Origin of the sequence: Micromonospora sp. S-DT3-3-22 (assembly GCF_015354745.1) — a bacterium.
Taxonomy (GTDB): Bacteria; Actinomycetota; Actinomycetes; order Mycobacteriales; family Micromonosporaceae; genus Micromonospora; species Micromonospora wenchangensis.
Genome location: NZ_JACGMO010000075.1, coordinates 16766 through 36928, shown reverse-complemented (window position 1 = coordinate 36928; position 20163 = coordinate 16766). Strand labels below are relative to the sequence as shown.

The 20163-nt window shown below is 72.4% G+C and carries 20 protein-coding genes; 14 read left to right on the top strand and 6 right to left on the bottom strand.

The genetic code is table 11. From position 1 onward, the window contains the following. The coding region (locus tag H1A17_RS34645) for a hypothetical protein (protein ID WP_228543950.1) at positions 1-180 on the bottom strand (180 nt) is incomplete at its 3' end. A gap of 197 nt (positions 181-377) precedes the next feature. Continuing rightward, positions 378-824, bottom strand: coding sequence for a DUF5318 domain-containing protein (locus tag H1A17_RS21120; RefSeq protein WP_145922453.1), 447 nt, complete (start codon positions 822-824; stop codon positions 378-380). A gap of 175 nt (positions 825-999) precedes the next feature. On the opposite strand from H1A17_RS21120, the gene H1A17_RS21115 reads away from it, so the two are divergent. Together H1A17_RS21115 and H1A17_RS21110 are read left to right on the top strand one after the other, a co-directional pair. Beyond that, positions 1000-1638, top strand: coding sequence for a PadR family transcriptional regulator (locus H1A17_RS21115; protein ID WP_145922454.1), 639 nt, complete (start codon positions 1000-1002; stop codon positions 1636-1638). 23 nt (positions 1639-1661) lie between these two features. Continuing rightward, positions 1662-2741: an inositol-3-phosphate synthase gene (locus tag H1A17_RS21110; RefSeq protein WP_145922455.1), complete on the top strand. Its 1080-nt coding sequence runs from the start codon at positions 1662-1664 to the stop codon at positions 2739-2741. 57 nt (positions 2742-2798) lie between these two features. Here the strand turns inward: H1A17_RS21110 and H1A17_RS21105 are convergent, their stop codons facing one another. Together H1A17_RS21105 and H1A17_RS21100 are read right to left on the bottom strand one after the other, a co-directional pair. Next, the gene (locus tag H1A17_RS21105; RefSeq protein WP_194822717.1) at positions 2799-3185 is read right to left on the bottom strand and encodes a type II toxin-antitoxin system death-on-curing family toxin; all 387 of its coding nucleotides are present in this window, start codon (positions 3183-3185) and stop codon (positions 2799-2801) included. Between the two features lie 69 nt (positions 3186-3254). Further along, entirely contained in the window at positions 3255-3743 is a 489-nt protein-coding gene (locus H1A17_RS21100) for a methylated-DNA--[protein]-cysteine S-methyltransferase (RefSeq protein WP_194822716.1), read from the bottom strand. Between the two features lie 303 nt (positions 3744-4046). On the opposite strand from H1A17_RS21100, the gene H1A17_RS21095 reads away from it, so the two are divergent. The 4 genes from H1A17_RS21095 to H1A17_RS21080 are packed head-to-tail and all read left to right on the top strand — an operon-like array spanning position 4047 to position 7750. Continuing rightward, entirely contained in the window at positions 4047-4568 is a 522-nt protein-coding gene (locus H1A17_RS21095; protein WP_145922460.1) for a SigE family RNA polymerase sigma factor, read from the top strand. Further along, positions 4565-5650 (top strand): hypothetical protein, encoded by a 1086-nt coding sequence (locus tag H1A17_RS21090; protein WP_194822715.1) that lies wholly within the window; start codon positions 4565-4567, stop codon positions 5648-5650. Before H1A17_RS21095 ends, H1A17_RS21090 begins: the two co-directional genes overlap by 4 nt. Positions 5651-5659: 9 nt before the next feature. After that, positions 5660-6202 carry a hypothetical protein gene (locus H1A17_RS21085; protein ID WP_145922462.1) on the top strand — a complete coding sequence of 181 codons (543 nt, stop codon included), beginning with the start codon at positions 5660-5662 and terminating at the stop codon, positions 6200-6202. A gap of 27 nt (positions 6203-6229) precedes the next feature. Then, positions 6230-7750 carry a flotillin family protein gene (locus H1A17_RS21080; protein ID WP_145922463.1) on the top strand — a complete coding sequence of 507 codons (1521 nt, stop codon included), beginning with the start codon at positions 6230-6232 and terminating at the stop codon, positions 7748-7750. Positions 7751-7810: 60 nt separating this feature from the next. Here H1A17_RS21080 and H1A17_RS21075 read toward each other — a convergent pair whose 3' ends face one another. Then, positions 7811-9268: a CCA tRNA nucleotidyltransferase gene (locus H1A17_RS21075; RefSeq protein WP_145922464.1), complete on the bottom strand. Its 1458-nt coding sequence runs from the start codon at positions 9266-9268 to the stop codon at positions 7811-7813. Positions 9269-9394: 126 nt separating this feature from the next. On the opposite strand from H1A17_RS21075, the gene murJ reads away from it, so the two are divergent. The 7 genes from murJ (at position 9395) to H1A17_RS21040 (ending at position 17860) form a co-directional block, all read left to right on the top strand. After that, the gene (murJ, locus tag H1A17_RS21070; protein ID WP_145922465.1) at positions 9395-11146 is read left to right on the top strand and encodes a murein biosynthesis integral membrane protein MurJ; all 1752 of its coding nucleotides are present in this window, start codon (positions 9395-9397) and stop codon (positions 11144-11146) included. 445 nt (positions 11147-11591) lie between these two features. Continuing rightward, positions 11592-13187 (top strand): protein kinase family protein, encoded by a 1596-nt coding sequence (locus H1A17_RS21065; RefSeq protein ID WP_194822714.1) that lies wholly within the window; start codon positions 11592-11594, stop codon positions 13185-13187. Between the two features lie 43 nt (positions 13188-13230). Then, the gene (gene sigM / locus H1A17_RS21060) at positions 13231-14013 is read left to right on the top strand and encodes an RNA polymerase sigma factor SigM (protein ID WP_145922467.1); all 783 of its coding nucleotides are present in this window, start codon (positions 13231-13233) and stop codon (positions 14011-14013) included. Further along, positions 14010-15026, top strand: coding sequence for a hypothetical protein (locus H1A17_RS21055; protein ID WP_145922468.1), 1017 nt, complete (start codon positions 14010-14012; stop codon positions 15024-15026). Before sigM ends, H1A17_RS21055 begins: the two co-directional genes overlap by 4 nt. 177 nt (positions 15027-15203) lie before the next feature. Continuing rightward, complete coding sequence (gene trxB / locus H1A17_RS21050) at positions 15204-16154, top strand: thioredoxin-disulfide reductase (RefSeq protein WP_145922469.1); 951 nt, start codon at positions 15204-15206, stop codon at positions 16152-16154. A gap of 36 nt (positions 16155-16190) precedes the next feature. Next, complete coding sequence (trxA, locus tag H1A17_RS21045; protein ID WP_088643651.1) at positions 16191-16514, top strand: thioredoxin; 324 nt, start codon at positions 16191-16193, stop codon at positions 16512-16514. A 191-nt stretch (positions 16515-16705) separates the two neighbouring features. Next, positions 16706-17860, top strand: coding sequence for an N-acetylmuramoyl-L-alanine amidase (locus H1A17_RS21040; RefSeq protein WP_145922470.1), 1155 nt, complete (start codon positions 16706-16708; stop codon positions 17858-17860). 29 nt (positions 17861-17889) lie between these two features. Here H1A17_RS21040 and H1A17_RS21035 read toward each other — a convergent pair whose 3' ends face one another. After that, positions 17890-18555, bottom strand: a complete 666-nt coding sequence (locus H1A17_RS21035; protein WP_088643653.1) for a GNAT family N-acetyltransferase — start codon at positions 18553-18555, stop codon at positions 17890-17892. A gap of 297 nt (positions 18556-18852) precedes the next feature. Here H1A17_RS21035 and H1A17_RS21030 point away from each other — a divergent pair, with 297 nt between their 5' ends. Beyond that, entirely contained in the window at positions 18853-20160 is a 1308-nt protein-coding gene (locus H1A17_RS21030; RefSeq protein ID WP_145922472.1) for a PLP-dependent aminotransferase family protein, read from the top strand. Positions 20161-20163: the final 3 nt, after the last annotated feature.

Sequence of the window (20163 nt, the reverse complement as noted above, 5' to 3'; positions counted from 1 at the left end):
CGCCGAGGCCCGCCCGGTGGGCGCGGCACCGCCGACCGGGGCCCGGCCCGCCGGGGCCGCGCCCCGGGCGTCACCGCCCCGTCGGGGGTACCCGTCGTCCGCCCCCGGTCCGGGGCCGCCGTTCGAACCCGGTACCTGGGCCCGCGCACGCGGGGAACTGGGATCGCCGTACGAGTTCATTCCTCACACCCTGCCGGTCGCGGTGGGACGCGGGGGCGTCACCACCGGGTTGCCGTGAGTTGACACACGCGTCGGGAGGCCGGCGCGGAGCCGGGGACGCGCTGCAAATTCCACATCTTTCGGGCCATTCGGGCCGAGGGACCGCCGGTCACGGTGACTGTGTCGTACGCCACCCGAGTCGACCGGATCAGCCAGGTTCACCGTTGCGCCTCTCGCCTTCGTCCCTGCGTCGCAGCGGTGGCGGCCTCCGCCGCACCCTGCTCCGGGCCGCCCTCGGCCAGCCCGTCCCGGCCGAGCAGGAACTGCTCGACGAGATGGTTCCAGTCACAGCCGAGGCACACCTCCACCACGAAGACCTGGAACTCACGCAGCGTCATCGCCAACACGGGCAATTCGGCCAGGGAACGCGCCTGGCCGGCCGACTGCCTGAGTTCGTCCCCGTAAATGTAGTGGACGTGGATCAGGTTCTCGCTCCGGCAGATCGGACACCGCTGCTCGGTCGGTTCGCCGTGGAAGCGGGCCGCGTTCTTCAGGTACGGCGACGCGTCACAGACGTCGTACGTGCCGACCCGCCCGGCGTGGAGGTCACGCAGCACTGCCCGCTTCTGGAGCGAGTAGTCGACCACCTGGCGAGACGTACGCATGCGGCAAAGGGTACGCGCTCCGGTCGGGTGGGGCGACCACCGTCACGATCCGTGAAGAGGTCGGCGCGCAACGGGGGTTTGCCCGGACGCCGATCGAGGTACTAACGTGCGATGTATCGGTCCGATACATCGAGGCGGTTGACCTTCCGCCCCGAGAGCAGGGGAAGGGTGGCCCGTGCTGGAACTCGCCATCCTCGGCCTCCTCCAGGAGTCCCCGATGCACGGCTACGAACTCCGCAAGGAGCTCGCCGCCAAGCTCGGCGCCATCCGGGCGGCGATCAGCTACGGATCGCTGTATCCGACCCTGCGCCGGTTGCAGGCGGCGGGTTGGATCACCGAGGCGGCCGGGACACCCGCCACCGCCGAGGAGGTCCCCGCGCTGACCAGCCGGCGCGGTCGGGTGGTCTACAAGATCACCGCAGAGGGCAAGGAACGGTTCGCCCAGCTGATCGCGCAGGCCGGGCCGGAGACGTACGACGACACGGGTTTCGGCGTGCACTTCGCGTTCTTCGCCCGCACCGACCAGGCGACCCGACTGCGCATCCTGGAGGGTCGCCGCCGCACGATCGAGGAACGTCGCGAAGGACTTCGGGACGTGCTGGGCCGGGCGGCCGAGCGGCTCGACGCGTACACCCTGGAACTGCAACGCCACGGCCTCGACGCCTGCGAGCGTGAGGTCCGCTGGCTGGAGGAGCTCATCGCCAACGAGCGCTCCGGCCGTGCCCCGACCGCCCCGCGACCCGGGGTGGCCGACGGTCCCCGAGACAACAACAGCCCGCCTCCGCCTGGAGAGTCCAGGAAAGAGCGGCCGTGATGAAGAAGAAGGAGGCAGACGCTATGGGCTCCGTCCGCGTCGCCATCGTCGGTGTGGGTAACTGCGCCTCGTCCCTCGTGCAGGGCGTGGAGTACTACCGCAACGCCGACCCGAACGACCGCGTCCCGGGTCTCATGCACGTCACCTTCGGCGACTACCACGTCTCGGACGTGGACTTTGTCGCGGCGTTCGACGTGGACGCCAAGAAGGTGGGCATGGACCTCGCCGAGGCGATCGTTGCCAGCGAGAACAACACCATCAAGCTCTGCGACGTGCCGCCCACCGGCGTCACCGTGCAGCGCGGCCCGACCTTCGACGGCCTGGGCCAGTACTACCGCGAGATCATCGAGGAGTCGGACGCCGAGGCGGTCGACGTGACCAAGGCGCTGCGCGACGCCCAGGTCGACGTGGTCGTCTGCTACCTGCCGGTCGGTTCCGAGCAGGCGGCCAAGTTCTACGCCCAGGCCGCGATCGACGCCGGCTGCGCCTTCGTCAACGCGCTGCCGGTCTTCATCGCCTCCGACCCGCAGTGGGCGCAGAAGTTCACCGACGCCGGTCTGCCGATCGTCGGTGACGACATCAAGAGCCAGGTCGGCGCCACCATCGTGCACCGCGCGCTGGCGAAGCTGTTCGAGGACCGTGGGGTCGAGCTGCTGCGCACCTACCAGCTCAACTTCGGCGGCAACATGGACTTCATGAACATGCTGGAGCGCAACCGGCTGGTCTCGAAGAAGATCTCGAAGACCCAGTCGGTCACGTCCCAGATCCCGCACGAGATGGTCAAGAGCGACGTGCACATCGGCCCGTCGGACCACGTGCCGTGGCTGGACGACCGCAAGTGGGCGTACATCCGTCTGGAGGGTCGTTCCTTCGGTGACACCCCGCTGAACGCCGAGCTGAAGCTTGAGGTGTGGGACTCGCCGAACTCGGCCGGTGTCATCATCGACGCCGTCCGGGCCGCGAAGATCGCCCTGGACCGCAAGATCGGTGGTCCGATCCTGTCGGCCTCCTCGTACTTCATGAAGTCCCCGCCGGTGCAGTACGCCGACCACGACGCGCACGCCGCCGTCGAGTCCTTCATCACCGGCGACGTCGAGCGCTGACGCGCCGACCACCGCACCGTCGAGGGCCGGGTCCGCACGGACCCGGCCCTCGCGTGTTCAGTGCGCCATCTCCAGGTACGGCGACAGCCGCAGCGCCAACTCCTCGACCGAGTCGACCTCGCCACTGGTCACCGCGTCGGTCAACGCCATCCGGTCCTTGGCCGGCATGCTGAGGCGCAGGCCGGAACGGGACAGGAGGATGCGCATCGCCGCCCAGGCGAGCCCGGCGTTCCACAGGTCGAGCGGACGCCAGGTCATCAACCCGTGCAGCAGCGCCGCCGCCCGGTCCAGGGCGGTCGGATAGGCGGCCTGCCCGAGCAACCGCGTGTGCGGTCGGGCGGTCGCCGCCACCAGGATCCCGGCGTCGGGTACCTGGCTCCGGGGGCCGGTGTGTTCGGCGAGCAGGGTCAGCAGATCCTCGGCGTGCGGCCAGGGGTGGGTCATCCTCCTCGTCGGGTCGTCCGCGACGATGGTGGCGAGGACCGCTCGGATCAGGGCGGACGGACTGTGCGATCACCCCTCGGGCAGCCAGGCGCGGCGCAGCGCCACCCCCGCCTCCAGTTCCAGCAGGGTCACCTTGCGGGGCAGCCCGCCGCCGAAGCCGACCAGCTTGCCGCCCGCGCCGACGATCCGGTGGCAGGGCACGATCACCGGGACCGGGTTGCGGTTGCAGGCCACCCCGACCGCCCGTGCCGCGCCCGGGTCGCCGACCCGCCGGGCCACCTCGCCGTAGGTGAGCGTCTCCCCGTACGGGATGCGGGTCATCTCCCGCCACACTGCGCGCTCGAAGTCGGAGCCACGCGGCACCGTCACCGGCACGGTGAACCCGGTCAGTTCACCGGCGAAGTACGCCCGCAGTTCCGCGACCGCCCGACCGGCCAGCCCGTCGGCGGGCCGGTCGGCGGCCGACGTGACGCGACCGAAGTGTGTGCCGCAGACCGCCGTGTCATCGGTGGCGACGGAGAATTCCCCGATCGGCGAGTCGAGCACGGTCCAGCGCATACCGACCATTCTTCCCGGCCCGACCGACACCGGCGGTGGCAGGCCGGGCCGGGCGGTGAGGCCGGCGCTAGTTGCCGTACGAGATGGTCCAGCCCTTGCCGTCGAAGATGGCCTTCGCGCTGGTCATGCCACTGGGGTACGACACCGCACGGAGGACGGCGCGGAATCGGCCCGCCGCACCCGGCCGTCCCGGACGTGCCGCCCGTCGCCGGCCGGCCACGGACCGGGCCCGCCGGCTACGAAACACCCACGGACGGGGCAAGGTTTCCCCGCCGCCGGGCGTCTTCGGTACGGAGGTGAGCGGTGACCGAAGGCACCGACGGGGAGTTCACCGCGTTCGTCAACGAACGGGGGGACGCGCTGCTGCGCGTCGCGTACGCGCTGGCGGGCAGCCAGCACGCCGCCGAGGACCTGTTGCAGAACGCGCTGGCCAAGGCGTACGCCCGGTGGCCCCGGATCCGGGGTGACGCCGAGCCGTACGTGCGCCGGATCCTCTACCACGACCAGGTCTCCGGCTGGCGACGGCTGGCCCGGCGACGCGAGGTTCCGGTGGCGGTGCTGCCGGAACGGCCCGGCGAGCGCAACAGCAGCCACGACAGCGAGCTACGGATGCTGCTGCGCGACGCGCTCCGGACGCTGCCGCCCCGGCAACGGGCGGTGTTGACGCTGCGCTACCTGGAGGACCTCAGTGTCGAGCAGACCGCCGCGATTCTCGGCTGCCGGGCCGGCACGGTGGCCAGCCAGGCGTCCCGCGCGCTGGCCCGGCTGCGGGAGCTGGTGCCGTCCTTCGACGATCTCGTCAGCAGCCCGGAGGTGAAGCGATGAGCCGGCGGGCGGAGGACACGCTGCGGGCCGCCGTACACGATCTCGCCGACGAGGCGCGGCCGTCGCCCCGGCTGGCCCTGGCGGCGCTGGCCCGGGGCCGTCGGCTGCGTACCCGACGCCGGGTCGCGGTGGTCGGCACGGCGGTGGTGGCGGCGGTGGCGCTGGTGGTGCCGTTCGTGCTGCTCCGGCCGGAGCGCCCGGTCCAACCGGTGCGGCCCACGCCGAGCCCGACGCCCGGCACGACGCTGCTGCCGGTGCCCGGTGCCGACTGGCCGGCCCGGCCGTTGGCGCTGCCCGGTGGCTGGGTGGTCACCGGCGGCGTGACCGGCGGCACCGGGTACGTGCTGGACCGCACCCGGTCCCGCTACGTCCGTGCCGGCGGACACGCCGAGGTGTGGCCGGCCCCCACCGGCACGGTCACCGCCGTGCGGGACGGGCAGCGCCCCGGCCAGCTCGGTCTCGCCGACGCGGCCACCGGGAAGCTGCGCTGGCAGCGGGTCCCGGGTGCGCTGGACGTCCAGTGGTCGCCGGACGGCCGCCGGTTGGCGGTGACCGTCCTGCGGGGCGGGGTGCACCGCCTCGGCGTGCTGGAGGTCGGCGGGCGGTACCGGGAGCACCGGATCGACCCGGTCAGGTACCGCTGCACCGACCACTGCGCCTTCACCTGGACCCGGGACGGGCGGGAGGTGACGTTGCCGTTGACCGACAGCTTCGCGCCCCGGTCCGAGCAGCTCCGCCACCCGCGCTGGGGAGTGCAGTTCTTCTCCGCCGACGACGGGCGGCCGACCCGGTTCGTGAAGATCCCCGGCGACCCGGCCGGCCCGTGGTCCTGGTCGCCGGACGGAAGCCGGGTGGTGGTCCAGGGGCAGCGGGAGCCGCTGCTGGTCGACGCGGTCACCGGGACGGTGCTCGGCACGCTGCCGGTGGCCGACGTCGCCTGGGTCACCGACGACCGGCTGCTCTACCGGCGGCCGGGTGGTCACCGGGACGTCGTACTCGCCGACCCCGCCGGACACGAGCTGCAACGGCTGCCGTTGCCGAGGGAGTTGGCCGAACGGACGGTGTCCATCGCCCCCGAATGATCACGCGGGATGTTGCGTCAGGTCGCTACCGTGCAGGTCGTGGCCACGGGGACGCTCATCTTTCTGATCATCGGTGGGGCGGGCGTCGGTGTGCTGGCGCTCGCCCTGCTCGGCGGCGAAATCCTGCATTTCGGTCATCCCGACGTCGACGGTCCGGTCTCCGTCGAGGCGGTCGCCGGCTTCCTCGGCGCGTTCGGCTTCGGCGCGGCCATCGTCAACGAACTGCTCGGTGGGGGTACCCCCGGGATGATCGCGGCGGCGGTCGGTGGCGGCACGCTCGCCGCGGTGCCCACCGCATGGCTGGCGGGGCGGCTGAGCCGGGCGGCGCGCAACATGCGCACCGACGCCACCCCCACCCGGGACGACCTGGTCGGCGCGCTCGGCCTGGTGGTCACCCCGATCCCGGCCGACGGCTACGGCGAGGTACGGGTACGCGTCGCCGGCCAACCCGTGAAACTCAACGCCCGCGCCGACCGGCCCATCCCGCTCGGCGCGCAGATCTTCGTGGTGCAGACGCTGAGCGAGACCAGCGTGCACGTCGAGACCTACTGACCCCTCTTCTCGCAGAGACGGAACCTCATGCCACTGCTCATCGCCATCGTCGGCGCGGTCGTCCTCGTCCTCGTCCTCGTGTTGTTCGTGCTCTCCCGGATCAAGGTGGCCGGCCCGAACGAGGCGTTCATCGTCACCGGCCGCAAGGGTCGGACCACGCAGACCGCCGACGGCGGCCGGTCCACCGACAACTCCGGCCAGAAGGTCGTCCTCGGCGCGTCGGTCTTCGTCCTGCCGGTGGTGCAGAAGCTCCAGTCGCTCGACCTGTCCAGCCGCCGCATCGACGTCGGCATCCGGGGCGCGGTCAGCAAGCAGGGCATCCGGGCCGACCTGCACGGCGTCGCCATCGTCAAGGTCGGCGGCACCGAGGACGCGATCCGCGCCGCCGCCCAGCGCTTCCTGCACCAGCAGGACGAGATCGACAACTTCACCCGGGAGGTGCTGGCCGGCGCGCTGCGCTCCATCGTCGGTCGGCTCACCGTCGAGGAGGTCATCCGGGACCGGGCGGCGTTCGCCAACGCGGTCGCCGAGGAGGCCGAGCACTCGATGACCAACCAGGGGCTGGTGCTGGACACCTTCCAGCTCCAGGACATCCTGGCCGAGGGGTCCTACCTCCAGGACCTCGGTCGGCCGGAGGCGGCCCGGGTGCTCAAGGACGCGGCCATCGCCGAGGCCCGCGCCCGGCAGCAGGCCGAGCAGGAGCGGCTGCTGGCCGAGGAGGCGATCGCCGAGGCCAACCGGAACCTGTCGCTGAAGCAGGCCGGCATCCAGGCCGAGATCGACGCAGCGAAGGCGAAGTCGGCGGCGGCCGGGCCGCTCGCCCAGGCCGAGCGGGACCAGGCGATCCTCTCCGAGCAGCAGAAGGTGGCCGAGCGAAACGCGGAGCTGAAGCAGCGTCAGCTCGACACCGAGGTCCGCAAGCCGGCCGACGCCGCGCGGTACAAGGTGGAGCAGGAGGCGGAAGCGGCCCGCAACGCGGCGGTGCTGAACGCCGACGCGCAGCGGCAGGCCACCATCGCCGCCGCCCAGGCCGCCGCCGAGCAGGCCCGGCTCACCGGTGAGGGTGAGCGGGCCCGCCGGGCCGCGCTGGCCGAGGCGAACGCGATCGAGGGCGCCAAGGAGGGCGAGGCCGAGCAGCGTCGGCGGTCCGCGATCGCCGAGGCGGTCGAGCGGGAGGGGCAGGCCGAGGCCAGCGCCATCCTCGCCCGGGGCCAGGCCGAGGCCGATGCGATGGCCCGCAAGGCCGAGGCGTTCGCCGCGTACGGCGAGGCGGCCGTGCTGGACCTGCTGGTCAAGGTGCTGCCGCAGGTGGTCGAGGCGGCCAGCGCCCCGATCGGCGCGATCGACAAGATGACGGTGATCTCCACCGACGGGGCGTCGTCGCTGACCAAGTCGGTGGCCGGCAACGTGGCCCAGGGCCTCCAACTCGGCTCCGACCTGACCGGCATCGACCTGGCCGGCCTGCTCGCCAAGCTGGGCGCGGCATCGGCCGGGTCCCCGGCCAACGGCAAGCCGCCGGTCGAGGGCAGCGCGGTCGAGACCCGCTGACCGTACCCCGCGACGAGGGGCCGTCCGGCGTGCGCCGGGCGGCCCCTCGCGTGGTTCAGGTCAGCTCAGGCCCTGCTCGGCGGCCCAGCGCCGCAACTCCGCCTCGGCCTCGTCACGGTCGAGCGGGCCGCGTTCCAGCCGCAGTTCCTTGAGATGTTGCCAGGCCCGGCCGACCACCGGCCCCGGCGGCACCCCGAGCAGCTCCATGATCGCGTTGCCGTCCAGGTCGGGCCGGACCCGGGCCAGGTCCTCCTCGGCGGCGATCCGGGTGATCCGCTCCTCCAGGGCATCGTAGTCGGCGGCGAGCTGGGCGGCCTTGCGCCGGTTGCGGGTGGTGCAGTCGGAGCGGGTCAGCTTGTGCAGCCGGTCCACCAGGTCACCGGCGTCGGTGACGTACCGGCGGACGGCCGAGTCGGTCCACTCGCCCCGGCCGTAGCCGTAGAACCGCAGGTGCAGGCCGACCAGCTTGGTGACCTGGGCGGTGACGTCCTTCGGGTAGCGCAGCGCCTTCATCCGGTTCTTGGTCAGCCGGGCGCCGACCACCTCGTGGTGGTGGAAGCTGACCCGGCCGTCCGACCCGACCGCCTTGGTGGCCGGCTTGCCCACGTCGTGCATGAGCGCGGCCATCCGCAGCACGAAGTCGCAGCCGTCCGTCTCGTACGACACCGCGTTGCTCACCACGGTCAGGGTGTGCTCGTAGACGTCCTTGTGCTGGGCGTGCTCGTCGATGGTGAGCTTGAGGCCGGTCAGCTCGGGCAGGAACCGGTCGGCCAGCCCGGTGTCGACCAGCAGCCGCAGCCCGGTGATCGGGTCGGTGCCGCACAGCAGCTTGGTGAACTCGTCCCGGACCCGCTCGGCGGTGATCCGGTCCAGGTCGGCGGCCATCGCCACCATCGCCGCCCGCACGTCGGGGTGGACGGCGAAGCAGAGCTGGGCGGCGAACCGGGCGGCCCGCAGCATCCGCAGCGGGTCGTCGCCGAACGACTCGGCGGGCGTGCCCGGGGTACGGATGATCTTCGCGGCCAGGTCGTCCAGCCCGCCGTACGGGTCGGTGAACCGGTGGTCGGGGAGGCTGACCGCCATCGCGTTGACGGTGAAGTCGCGCCGCTTCAGGTCGTCGGTGAGGTTCGTGCCGTACTCGACGACGGGGTTGCGGCTGACCTGGTCGTACGCCTCCGCGCGGAAAGTGGTGACCTCCAGCCGGAGGCCGTCGCGCTGGCAGCCGATGGTGCCGAACTCCCGACCGGTCTCCCAGATCGACTCGGCCCAGCCCCGGACGATCCGTAACGTCTGCTCGGGGTGGGCGTCGGTGCAGAAGTCCAGGTCGTCGCCGAGCCGACCGAGCAGGGCGTCGCGTACGGAACCACCCACCAGGTGCAGCTCGTGCCCGGCGCTGGCGAACCGGCGGCCCAGTTCGTCGGCGACCGGGGAGACGCGGAGCAGTTCGGCGACGGCGTTGCGCTGCACGGTGGTCAGTTCACGGCGTGCGGCGGCGTGGGGTGTGGAGGCTTCGGACATGGGATCGCCAGCCTATCGGGCGGGGACGGGAACCGATCCGCCGGGCGCGGGTGTCGGGTGCGGGTTGACTATGGTCATGGACGTGCGGACCGGTGCCGGCTCCGACGTACCCCGGGGAGGCTGGAGATGAGCGGCGGGCTCTACCGCAGCGCGAACGCCGCGCAGGGGGGCGACGGGCCCCGGCCGTACGACGGGGCGACCTTCATCTCCGCCGAGCCGTTGAACCAGCCGGGGGTGGAGGCGACCGCGCCGCCGCAGGAGGTGGTCGCCGAGACCAGCGCGGCGGCGAACAGCGCGGTGATGGCGATCGGCAGTCTGGTCAGCCGGGGCACCGGCTTCGTCCGGAACCTGATGATCGGCGCCGCGCTGGGCAGCGCCGTCGGCGACGCGTTCACCACCGCCCAGTTCCTGCCCAACCAGGTGTACGAGTTCCTGCTCGGCGGCGTGCTGACCAGCGTGCTGATCCCGGTGCTGGTACGCCGCCGCAAGGCCGACCCGGACCGGGGCGAGGCGTACGCCCAGCGGCTGCTGACCCTCGCGGTGCTGGCCCTCGCGGTCACCGTGATGCTGGCCCTGCTGCTGGCCTCGACCCTGACCACGCTCTACGCCGGCGGCAAGAACGAGGCCTACACGAGCCTGGTCACCAACCTGTCGTACCTGATGCTGCCGATGCTGTTCTTCACCGGCGTCAGCGCGTTGATCGCGGCGGTGCTGAACACCCGGGGGCACTTCGCCGCGCCGATGTGGGCGCCGATCCTGAACAACCTGGTCGTCATCGGCACGTTCGGCCTCTACATCGTGGTGTACGGCGCGCAGGCGCTGGGCCCGGAGGACATCGGCTGGGACCGTATCCTGCTGGTCGGCGGGGGCACCCTGCTCGGCGTGGCGGTGCAGGCGGCCGGGCTGCTGCCGGCGCTGCGCAAGGTCGGGTTCCGGTGGAAGCTGCGGTTCGACTTCCGCGAGCTGGGGTTGCGCGAGCTGGCCCGGCTCGGCGGCTGGATGTTCTGCTACGTCGCGGTCAACCAGCTCGGCCTGTTCGTGGTGGTCAACCTGCTCACCCGGGCCGCCGGTGGCGACGAGAACAACGCCGGCCTGCTGATCTACAACAACGTCTTCCTGCTGCTGATGATGGCGCACGGCATCATCGCCGTCTCGATCATCACGGCGCTGATGCCCCGGATGAGCGCCGCCGCCGCCGAGGGCCGGTTCACCGACGTCACCGCCGACCTGTCCCGGGGCACCCGGATGGTGACGGCGGTGCTGGCCCCGATCGCGGTCTGCTACGCGGTGCTGGCCGGCCCGGTCTCCGTGGTGGTCTTCCGCTACGGCGCGTTCACCGGTGACAACGCGCTGGCCACCTCGCTGGTGCTGCTGGTCGCCGCGCTGGGCCTGGTGCCGTTCGCGATCAGCCAGCTGTTCACCTTCGCCTTCTACGCGCTGCCGGACACCCGTACCCCGGCGCTGGTCAACATCCCGGTGGTGATTTTGCGGGTGGCGGTCCAGATCGGGGTCTTCGTCGCCTTCTCGGCCACCTTCGCGGCGGCCGGCATGATGCTCGGCAACGCCATCTCGTACGTGGCGGCGGCGGTGCTCTCGGCGATGCTGCTGCGGCCCCGGGTGGGCCGGATCGGGCTGGGCCGGATCATGCGGACCATGGGCAAGGTGCTGGTGGCGGCGCTCGGCGCGGCGCTGGTCGGCCTGCTGGTGGTCAACCTGCTCCCCGGCGACCCGGGCAACCTGAGCTGGACGGCGGCGGCGGTGCGGCTGGTGCTCGGCGGGGTGGTGATCGGCGGGACGTACCTGGGCCTGGCGATGGTGCTGCGGATCGGCGAGATCACCGAGGTGGTCGCGATGGTGCGGCGCCGGCTCGGCCGCTGACCCACCGGCCGGACCGGGGCCGGGCAGGGGACACACAGGGTGAACGAGGATCACCAGCCTGGGGACACGCCTGTGGATAACTTGATGATTGCCCGCTCAGTCACCGTAAAGGGCTGTGGATAACCAACCGTAAGGCTGAGCATGTACGACCGTTCGGCGGGAACGAGACCTGCCGACACCGGATTGTCACCGGCGGGTCGGCCCGGAGGTCGACGGTTTGCGACGGGCGTCTAGATTGGCCAGTACATGTGTCAGCAACGTGGGAGAGAGTGGCGTTAACCGGACTTATCACCCCATACACGACAGGCCGTCGAGCGCGGCGGGAAGATGACATGTCGGTATGACGGGCGGTCCGGGTAAGGTCGCTGTCGACGGACACGGCAGGTGGCCGACGCCCGAGTCGACGCCGCCGGTCGGTTCCATCGACGGCGGAGCGGGAAGCCACATGCCCAGCAGCGCGGGTCCATCGATCGACACGATCACCGAGGGAGGACGGGTGACCCAGGTCGGCGAGGGTCAGGAGGCGGAGGAAACTGCTCCTCCGGTCATGACCTTCGGTGCTCCCACGGCCGGTGAGATCCTCGCCGAGCGGTACGAGCTGGTCGAGCACATCAACAACGACAGCGCCGGGCGCCTGGTCTGGCGGGGGGTCGACGTCATCCTGCGCCGGCCCGTGGCGGTGGTGCTCCGCTACCCCGGCGGCGACTCGGCCACCGAGATGCTCCAGGCCGCGGTGGCGGCCAGCCGGGTCATCCACCCCAACCTGGTCGGCGTCTACGACGCGATCGACGAGGACGTCCGGGCGTACGTCGTCCGGGAGTGGGTCGACGGCCGGTCCCTGCGTGACCTGGTCGCCGACGGACCGCTGGACCCGGCCCGGGCCACCGCCGTCGGCAACGCGGTCGCCAGCGCCCTCGCCGCCGTGCACGCCACCGGGATGGTCCACGGCAACGTGCACCCCGGCACCGTGATGATCAGTGACGACGGCCGGGTGGTCCTGGCCGACGCCCGTACCGACGGCGACGACAGCCAGGAAGCCGACATCCGCGCGGTGGGTGGCGTCCTCTACTTCGCCCTCACCGGGCACTGGCCGCACGCCGAGGCCCCGCTGCGCGGCGCGACCGCCGGCCACGGCCGGGCCGCCATCCCCGACGCCGTACGCGACGCCAGCGGTGCCATCGCCGCCCCCCGGCAGGTCCGGGCCGGCGTGCCGGCGTACCTCGACGACCTGACGATGGACCTGCTCGACGCCGAGATCGCCCCGCCGTCGTCGGACGTGCTCTCCGCCGAGCTGGGTCGGCTCGACATCCCCGCCGAGGACCATTTCCTCGACCAGACCGGCACCATCCGGTTCACCGCCGACGGCGTCGAGGACCGTTCGCCGCTGGCCGCCGCGGGCGGCCGGAAGGTCGCGATCGGCATCGCCGGGCTGCTGGCGGTCGCCCTCGTCGGCCTGCTCATCGGCATCACCACCCTGGGCGGCGGCGACAGCCCGGAGACCGAGCCGGTGGCCCGCCCCTCCAGCAGCGCGCCGGCCGGCGACGCCACCCCGGCCCCCGTGGTGCGCAAGCTCGCCATCCAGGACATCCGGATCATCGACCCGGACAGCCGGCAGCGCAACGAGCTGGGCGACGCCGAGAAGATGATGGACGGCGACGAGGACAAGGGTTGGGAGACCGACACCTACTACTCGGCCAACTTCAGCAACTACAAGAAGGGCATGGGGGTCTGGATCGACCTCGGTGCCCCGCACACCGTCAAGTCGCTCACCGCCACCCTGTCGGACTCCGGCGTCTCCGCCGCGCTGTTCACCGGCAGCGGCGACTTCCCGTCCACCTCGCAGGGCGACAAGAACCTGGTCAAGGACTTCAAGACCCGGATCGGTCAGCCGTTCGAGCAGCACGACGGCACCAAGATGGCCTTCGACGGTTTCGACCCCGAGCAGAAATACCAGTACCTGCTCTTCTGGATCACCGAGCTGCCCTCCACCGAGCGGGGCTTCAAGCTGGGCGTCCAGGAGATCTCGGTCCAGGGATCGTGATCCGCCGGCCGCGACCCCGTCACCGCCTCCGCCGGACGTGGTGATGGTCGGTCGCGGCGGGCAGTCACCCGACCCGGCGACCGGTGGGCCGGCGTCGGTCGTGGTGTCGCACCCCGAGACCACCGACCTGGACCTGCTCCGCGCCCACGTCGCCGGTGACCGGGACGCCTTCACCGAACTCTTCCACCGGCACCGCGACCGGCTCTGGGCGGTGGCCCTACGGACCACGGGCGACCGCGAGGAGGCGGCCGACGCCCTCCAGGACGCGCTGCTCTCCGCCCACCGCGCCGCCGGCCGGTTCCGGGGCGATGCCGCCGTCACCACCTGGCTGCACCGGATCGTGGTCAACGCCTGCCTGGACCGGCTCCGCCGCCGGCAGGCGCACCCCACCGTCCCGCTGCCCGACGGCAACCACACCGACGACGCCCGGGGAACCGGTGGTGTCGAACCCACCGCCCCGGCCACCGACCACGACACCGCCCTGGTGGTACGCCAGGCGCTGGCCGGGTTGCCGGTCGAGCAGCGGGCCGCGCTGATCCTGGTGGACGTGCAGGGCTACCCGGTCGCCGAGGTCGCCCGGATCCTCGGCGTGGCCGAGGGCACGGTGAAGAGCCGGTGTGCCCGGGGCCGGGCCCGGCTGGCCGGCGTGCTGGGGCACCTGCGTACCGGCGGGGAGCAGCAGTCGACCCGACCGACCGGGGTGGACGGGTCCCGCCGGACGGGTCGGGGCGTTCCCGACGTCACACCCGGGAACCGGCAGCCGGCCACCGGCGTCCGATCGGGGTCGGGGCAGGCCCGGCGGGACGCCATCCAGGAGGAGCCGTGACGGGCCGGGAGTTCAGGGAGGTCGACCACGACCTGCTCGCCGACTACGTGGGCGGGGCACTGGACGGCACCCCGGAGCACACCGTCGTCGCCCGCCTGGTGACCGAGGACCCGGCCTGGGCCGACGCGTACGCCGTCCTGACGCCCGCCGTGGCCCGGGTGCACGACGCGTTGGCCGGTTGGGGCACCGACGCACCGGAGATGCCCCTGGCCGTGGTGGAACGGCTCACCGCCGTGCTCGCCGGTGCCGGTCCGGCCGTCGACCCGCCCGTCGACGACGACGCGACGCCCCGCCGGGCCGCGCGTCCGGCCGCACCGGGCGACATCCGACCGGTCGGGGCGGGTGGCCCGGTGCCGACACAGCCGGGCGGTCGGCGTACCCCCGGCGGTCGACCCGACGAGGGGCGTGCCGATCCGTCGGGCCCCGGCCGGCGGCGGCGCTGGGCGCGGCTCGCCGGGCCGGTCACCCTCGCCGCGGCGTCGCTGGCCGCGGTGGGCTTCGGCGTCGCCCACCTGGTCGACGGCACGACCGACCGGGACGCGCCCACCTCGATGGCCGGCCCGGTGCAGGAGAGCGCGGAGCGCGGGTTCCGGTTCAGCGGCGAGACCCGGCGCAGCGGCGTCGACTGGTCCCCGTCGACGCTGCGGGGCACCACGGACGCCCCGCTGGCCCAACCCGTCACCCCGCCGGGTCTCCAGCCCGGTGACGAACCGGGGGTCACCACCCAGATCAGCCCCGGCGCACCGGAGAACAAACGGCTCGCCGCCCCCGCCGGGCTGGACCGGCTGACCGGGCGGGCGGCGCTCGACGCCTGCCTCGCCGACATCGCGTCCGCGCACCAGCGGGGGCCGGTCAGCGTCGAGGTCGTCGACTACGCCACGTTCAACGGCGAGCCGGCGCTGGTCGTCCACTTCGCCGATTCCACAGGCGCGCGGTGGGCGTGGGTGAGCGGCGCGGAGTGCGGTGTGCCAGGGTCCGGCGCGGACACCCGCTACCAGTCGCGGGTAGGGTGAGGGCCCGGTCACCACTCGTCCCGCATCGCGTGACGTGACCCACCGGACGACCGGTCCGGGAATCCCCGGTTCGTACGATGACGTTCTGCAAGTCAGCCGCCGACGTCGTTGAACCGTCGGCGCTCGGATCGACGTCGGTGCGCCGCCGATGTCGTACACACACATCGGGAGACGGCAGTGGACGAGGTCCGCAACCTGATCATCATCGGCTCCGGGCCGGCCGGGTACACGGCGGCGGTCTACGCCGCACGCGCCAACCTCAAGCCACTCGTGATCGAGGGTGTGCAGTCCGGCGGTGCGTTGATGACCACGACCGAGGTGGAGAACTTCCCCGGTTTCGCCGACGGCATCCTCGGCCCCGAGCTGATGGACAACATGCGCAAGCAGGCCGAGCGGTTCGGTGCGGAGTTCCTGACCGACGACGTCACCCGGGTCGAGCTGAAGGACACCGGCGACACCGGTTCCGACGCGGTCAGCACCGTGTGGGTCGGGCAGACCGCCTACCGGGCCAGGGCCGTCATCCTCTCCACCGGTTCCGCCTGGCGTCCGCTGGGCGTGCCGGGCGAGCAGGAGTACCTGGGCCACGGCGTGTCGTCCTGCGCCACCTGTGACGGGTTCTTCTTCCGCAACCAGCACATCGTGGTGGTCGGCGGCGGCGACTCCGCGATGGAGGAGGCCAGCTTCCTCACCCGGTTCGCCGAGTCGGTCACCATCATCCACCGGCGCGACTCGTTCCGGGCCAGCAAGATCATGGCCGACCGCGCGCTGAGCAACGACAAGATCCGGGTGGAGTGGAACAGCACCGTCGAGGAGGTGCTCGGCGACGACGGCAAGGTGACCGGTGTCCGGGTCCGCAACGTGCACACCGGCGACGTCAAGGTGCTCGACGTGACGGGCGTCTTCGTGGCGATCGGCCACGACCCGCGCAGCGAACTCTTCCGCGACCAGGTCGAGCTGGACGACGAGGGTTACGTGAAGGTGCAGTCGCCGAGCACCCGCACCAGCGTGCCGGGCGTCTTCGCGGCCGGTGACGTGGTCGACCACACCTACCGGCAGGCGATCACCGCCGCCGGCACCGGCTGCGCCGCCGCGCTCGACGCCGAGCGGTTCATCGCCACCCTGAGCTGAACGACTGCAACACCACAACCGAGAAGGAGGGTCATAGTGGGAGCGACCAAGGTCGTCACCGACGCCAGCTTCACCGCTGACGTGCTCAAGTCCGACAAGCCGGTCCTGGTGGACTTCTGGGCCGAGTGGTGCGGGCCGTGCCGCAAGGTCTCGCCGCTGCTGGAGGAGATCGCCGGCGAGATGGCCGGCCAGGTCACCATCGTCAAACTCAACATCGACGAGAACCCGGAGACCGCCCGCGCCTACCGGGTGATGTCCGTACCGACCCTCACCATCTTCAAGAACGGCGAGCCGGTGCAGTCGATCGCCGGCGCCAAGCCGAAGGGCGAACTGGTCCGGCTGATCGAGTCGGCGCTGTAACCCCGCTCCACCACCGGGAACCCCGCACCCCCACCGGGTGCGGGGTTCCGGCTGTTCGGGCCGCTGACCTGCACGAACCACCGGCCGGCGGCAACCGGTCACGGTACGCTCCGTAAGCGCTGGTCCTACCGGACGCGCAAGCGTGGCCGTCAGCGAAGGTGCCCGGCAGCCAACCTCTGAGGGGGTCCTGCGTGCGTCCGATCCGACCCGGTGACCGCGGACCGGCAGTGACCGAGATCCGTGCCGTCCTGACCGGCCTGGACCTCCTCGCCGCGCCCGGCGACGAGTTCGACGCCGCCACCGAACGGGCCGTGCGGGCCTTCCAGCAGTCCCGTGGGCTCAGCGCGGACGGGCGGGTCGGTGCCGAGACCTGGCGGGCCCTGGACGCCGCCCGCTGGCGGCTCGGCGCCCGCACCCTCTACCACGCGGTGCCCGACCCGCTGATCGGCGAGGACGTCCGGTCCCTCCAGGAACGCCTGCTGGAGATGGGGTACGACGTCGGCGGCGCCGACGCCGTCTACGGCGTACGCACCTCGCGGGCGGTGGCGCAGTTCCAGCGTGAGGTGGGGCTGAAACCGGACGGCTCCTGCGGCCCGTACACGATGGGCGCGCTGCGCCGGCTCGGCCGCAAGGTGGTCGGCGGGCGACCCCAGTGGCTGCGCGAATCCGACGCGATCCGGCAGTCCGGGCCCACCCTGGTCGGGCGGACGGTCGTCATCGACCCCGGCCACGGTGGCACCGACCCGGGGGTGGTGGTGCCCGACGGGACGCTGCGCTGGACCGAGGCGGACCTGGCACACGACCTGGCCAGCAGGCTGGAGGGGCGGCTCGCCGCAGCCGGCGTCCGGGTGCAGCTGACCCGGGGCCCCGCGCCCCGGACCTGCCTGCCGGACATCGACCGGGCGGAGCTGGCCAACTCCCTCGGCGCCGACGTGTTCATCTCGCTGCACACCGACGGCCACGCCAACCCGGCCGCCGACGGGGTCGCCACCTACCACTACGGCACCGACAACGGCGTCACCTCGGCCACCGGGGAACGGCTCGCCGGGCTGGTGCAGCGGGAGATCGTGGCGCGGACCGGGCTGCGCGACTGCCGTACCCACGCCAAGGCGTGGGACCTGCTGCGGTTGACCAGGATGCCCGCCGTACGGGTCGAGGTGGGTTACCTGACCTCGCCGCAGGACCGGGCCCGGCTGGTCGACCCCCGGTTCCGGGACCGGATCGTCGAGGCGCTCGTGGCGGCCGTACAGCGGATGTTCTTCCCGGTCGAACGGGACGTGCCGACCGGCTCGATCGACGTCAGCGCGCTCCGCGCGGTGGTGGCGGCCGGCGCGGCCCGCGACTGAGCCGGGCGCGGCCCGGGTCGGCGGACCGCTCAGCCGGCGCTGGAGCGGGTGGCCGGGGCGGGGCGCACCGGCCGCAGCAGACTCTCCGGGCTCATCGAGCCGAGCAGCTTCTCCAGCGCGTACTCGACGTCGGACTTCCAGCTCAGCGCGGTACGCAGCTCCAGGCGCAGGCGCGGGTAGCGGGGGTGCGGGCGGACCGTCTTGAAGCCCACCGAGAGGAAGAAGTCGGTCGGGGCGACACAGGCCCGGGTGTCGTCCGGCTCGTCACCGAACTTCGCGTCGCCGAACGCCTCGATCGCCTTGATGCCCCGCTTCGTCAGGTCGCGGGCGACCCCCTGCACCAGCATCCGGCCCAGTCCGCCCCCGGCGAAGGCGGGCACCACGTTGGCGGTCATCAGCAGCGCGGCGTCCGCCGAGACCGGCGAGGTCGGAAACGCCATCGACCGGGGTACGTAGGCCGGCGGCGCGTACATCACGAACCCGGCGGGCATCCCGTCGACGTACGCCAGCTTGCCGCAGGAACCCCACTCCAGCAGCGTCTGGGAGACCCACGCCTCCTTCTCCAGCCCCGGGTCGCCGTTCGCGCAGGCCCGCTCGGCGGAGACCGGGTCCAGCTCCCAGTAGACGCACTGCCGGCAGGGGCGAGGCAGGTCTTCCAGGGTGTCGAGGGTCAGACTGACCAGACGTCGCGACATCAGAGCATCCCCACACTTAGGCTCGGAGGCGAGACCAGCCCGCGGCGGCAGCATCGCCCGCTGCGTCCCCGACGAGCGATCGTACGCCGCCTGCCGACCGTACGGGAGGGGACGCGCGAATGGCCACCCGGGACGGGGACGGGGCGTCCGGGATGTGGACCCGACCCGGATCGTGACCGACGACCTGCCGAGCGGGGACTACGATCGGCCGACCGGCGTCCCGCGCCGCCATGGTCGCCGGCACCGCGGGTACCCCAGCGGGCGGGAGCCCGACCGACACCCGATCGAGGTGATGTCATGACCGGAACGACGCTCGACGACTACACCGACCGGTACGCCCGGCGGGTCCGGGGCATGACCGCCTCGGAGATCCGGGCCCTCTTCGCGGTCGCCAGCCGGCCGGAGGTCGTCTCGCTCGCCGGTGGCGCACCCTACATCGCCGCGCTGCCGCTCGACGCAGTCGGCGAGATGCTCGGCCGGCTCGGCGCCGAGCACGGCTCAACGACCCTTCAGTACGGCATCGGCCAGGGCAGCCTGGAGCTGCGCGAACGGATCTGCGAGGTGATGGCGCTCTCCGGCATCGACGCCTCCTGCGGCGCCTCCCCCGACGACGTGGTGGTCACCGTCGGCGGGCAGCAGGCGCTCGACCTGGTGGCCCGGCTCTTCCTCGACCCGGGTGACGTGGTGCTCGCCGAGGGCCCGACGTACGTCGGCGCACTCGGGGTGTTCCAGGCCGCCCAGGCCCAGGTCGTGCACGTGCCGATGGACGACGACGGGCTGATCCCGGAGGCCCTGGAGGTGGCCATCGCCGACCAGGCCCGCGCCGGCCGGCGGGTGAAGTTCCTCTACACCATCCCCACCTACCAGAACCCGGCCGGCGTGACGCTCAGCGACGAGCGGCGGGAACGGGTGCTCGACATCTGCGAGCGGGCCGGCCTGCTGGTGGTCGAGGACGACCCGTACGGCCAGCTGGGTTTCGAGGGCGATGCGCCCGCGCCGCTGCGGGCCCGCCGCCGCGACGGGGTGTTCTACCTGAGTACCTTCTCCAAGACCTTCGCCCCCGGGCTGCGGGTGGGCTGGATCCTCGCCCCGCACGCCGTCCGCGACAAGCTGGTCATCGCCAGCGAGGCGCAGATCCTCTGCCCCAGCGCCTTCGCGCAGGCCGCCGTCTCGACGTACCTGTCGACGATGCCCTGGCGCGAACAGCTCAAGGTCTACCGGGAAATCTACCGGGAGCGGCGGGACGCGCTGCTCGGCGCGCTGCACGACCAGATGCCCGAGGGCACCACCTGGACCAGGCCCACCGGCGGGCTGTTCGTCTGGGCCAGTCTGCCCGACGGGCTGGACGCCAAGGCGATGGTGCCGCGTTCGATCGCCGCCCGGGTCGCCTACGTGCCGGGCACCGGTTTCTACGCCGACGGCACCGGCACCGGCAACATGCGGCTCAACTTCTCCTTCCCCACCCCGGAGCGGATCCGCGAGGGGGTGCGCCGGCTGGCCCGGGTGATGGAGCAGGAGTTGGCCATGCGGCAGGTCTTCGGGGCGGTCACCCCGACCGGCAGCCGACGGGGTGGTCCGGACGTCCCCGGCCCCGACTTGGCATGATTC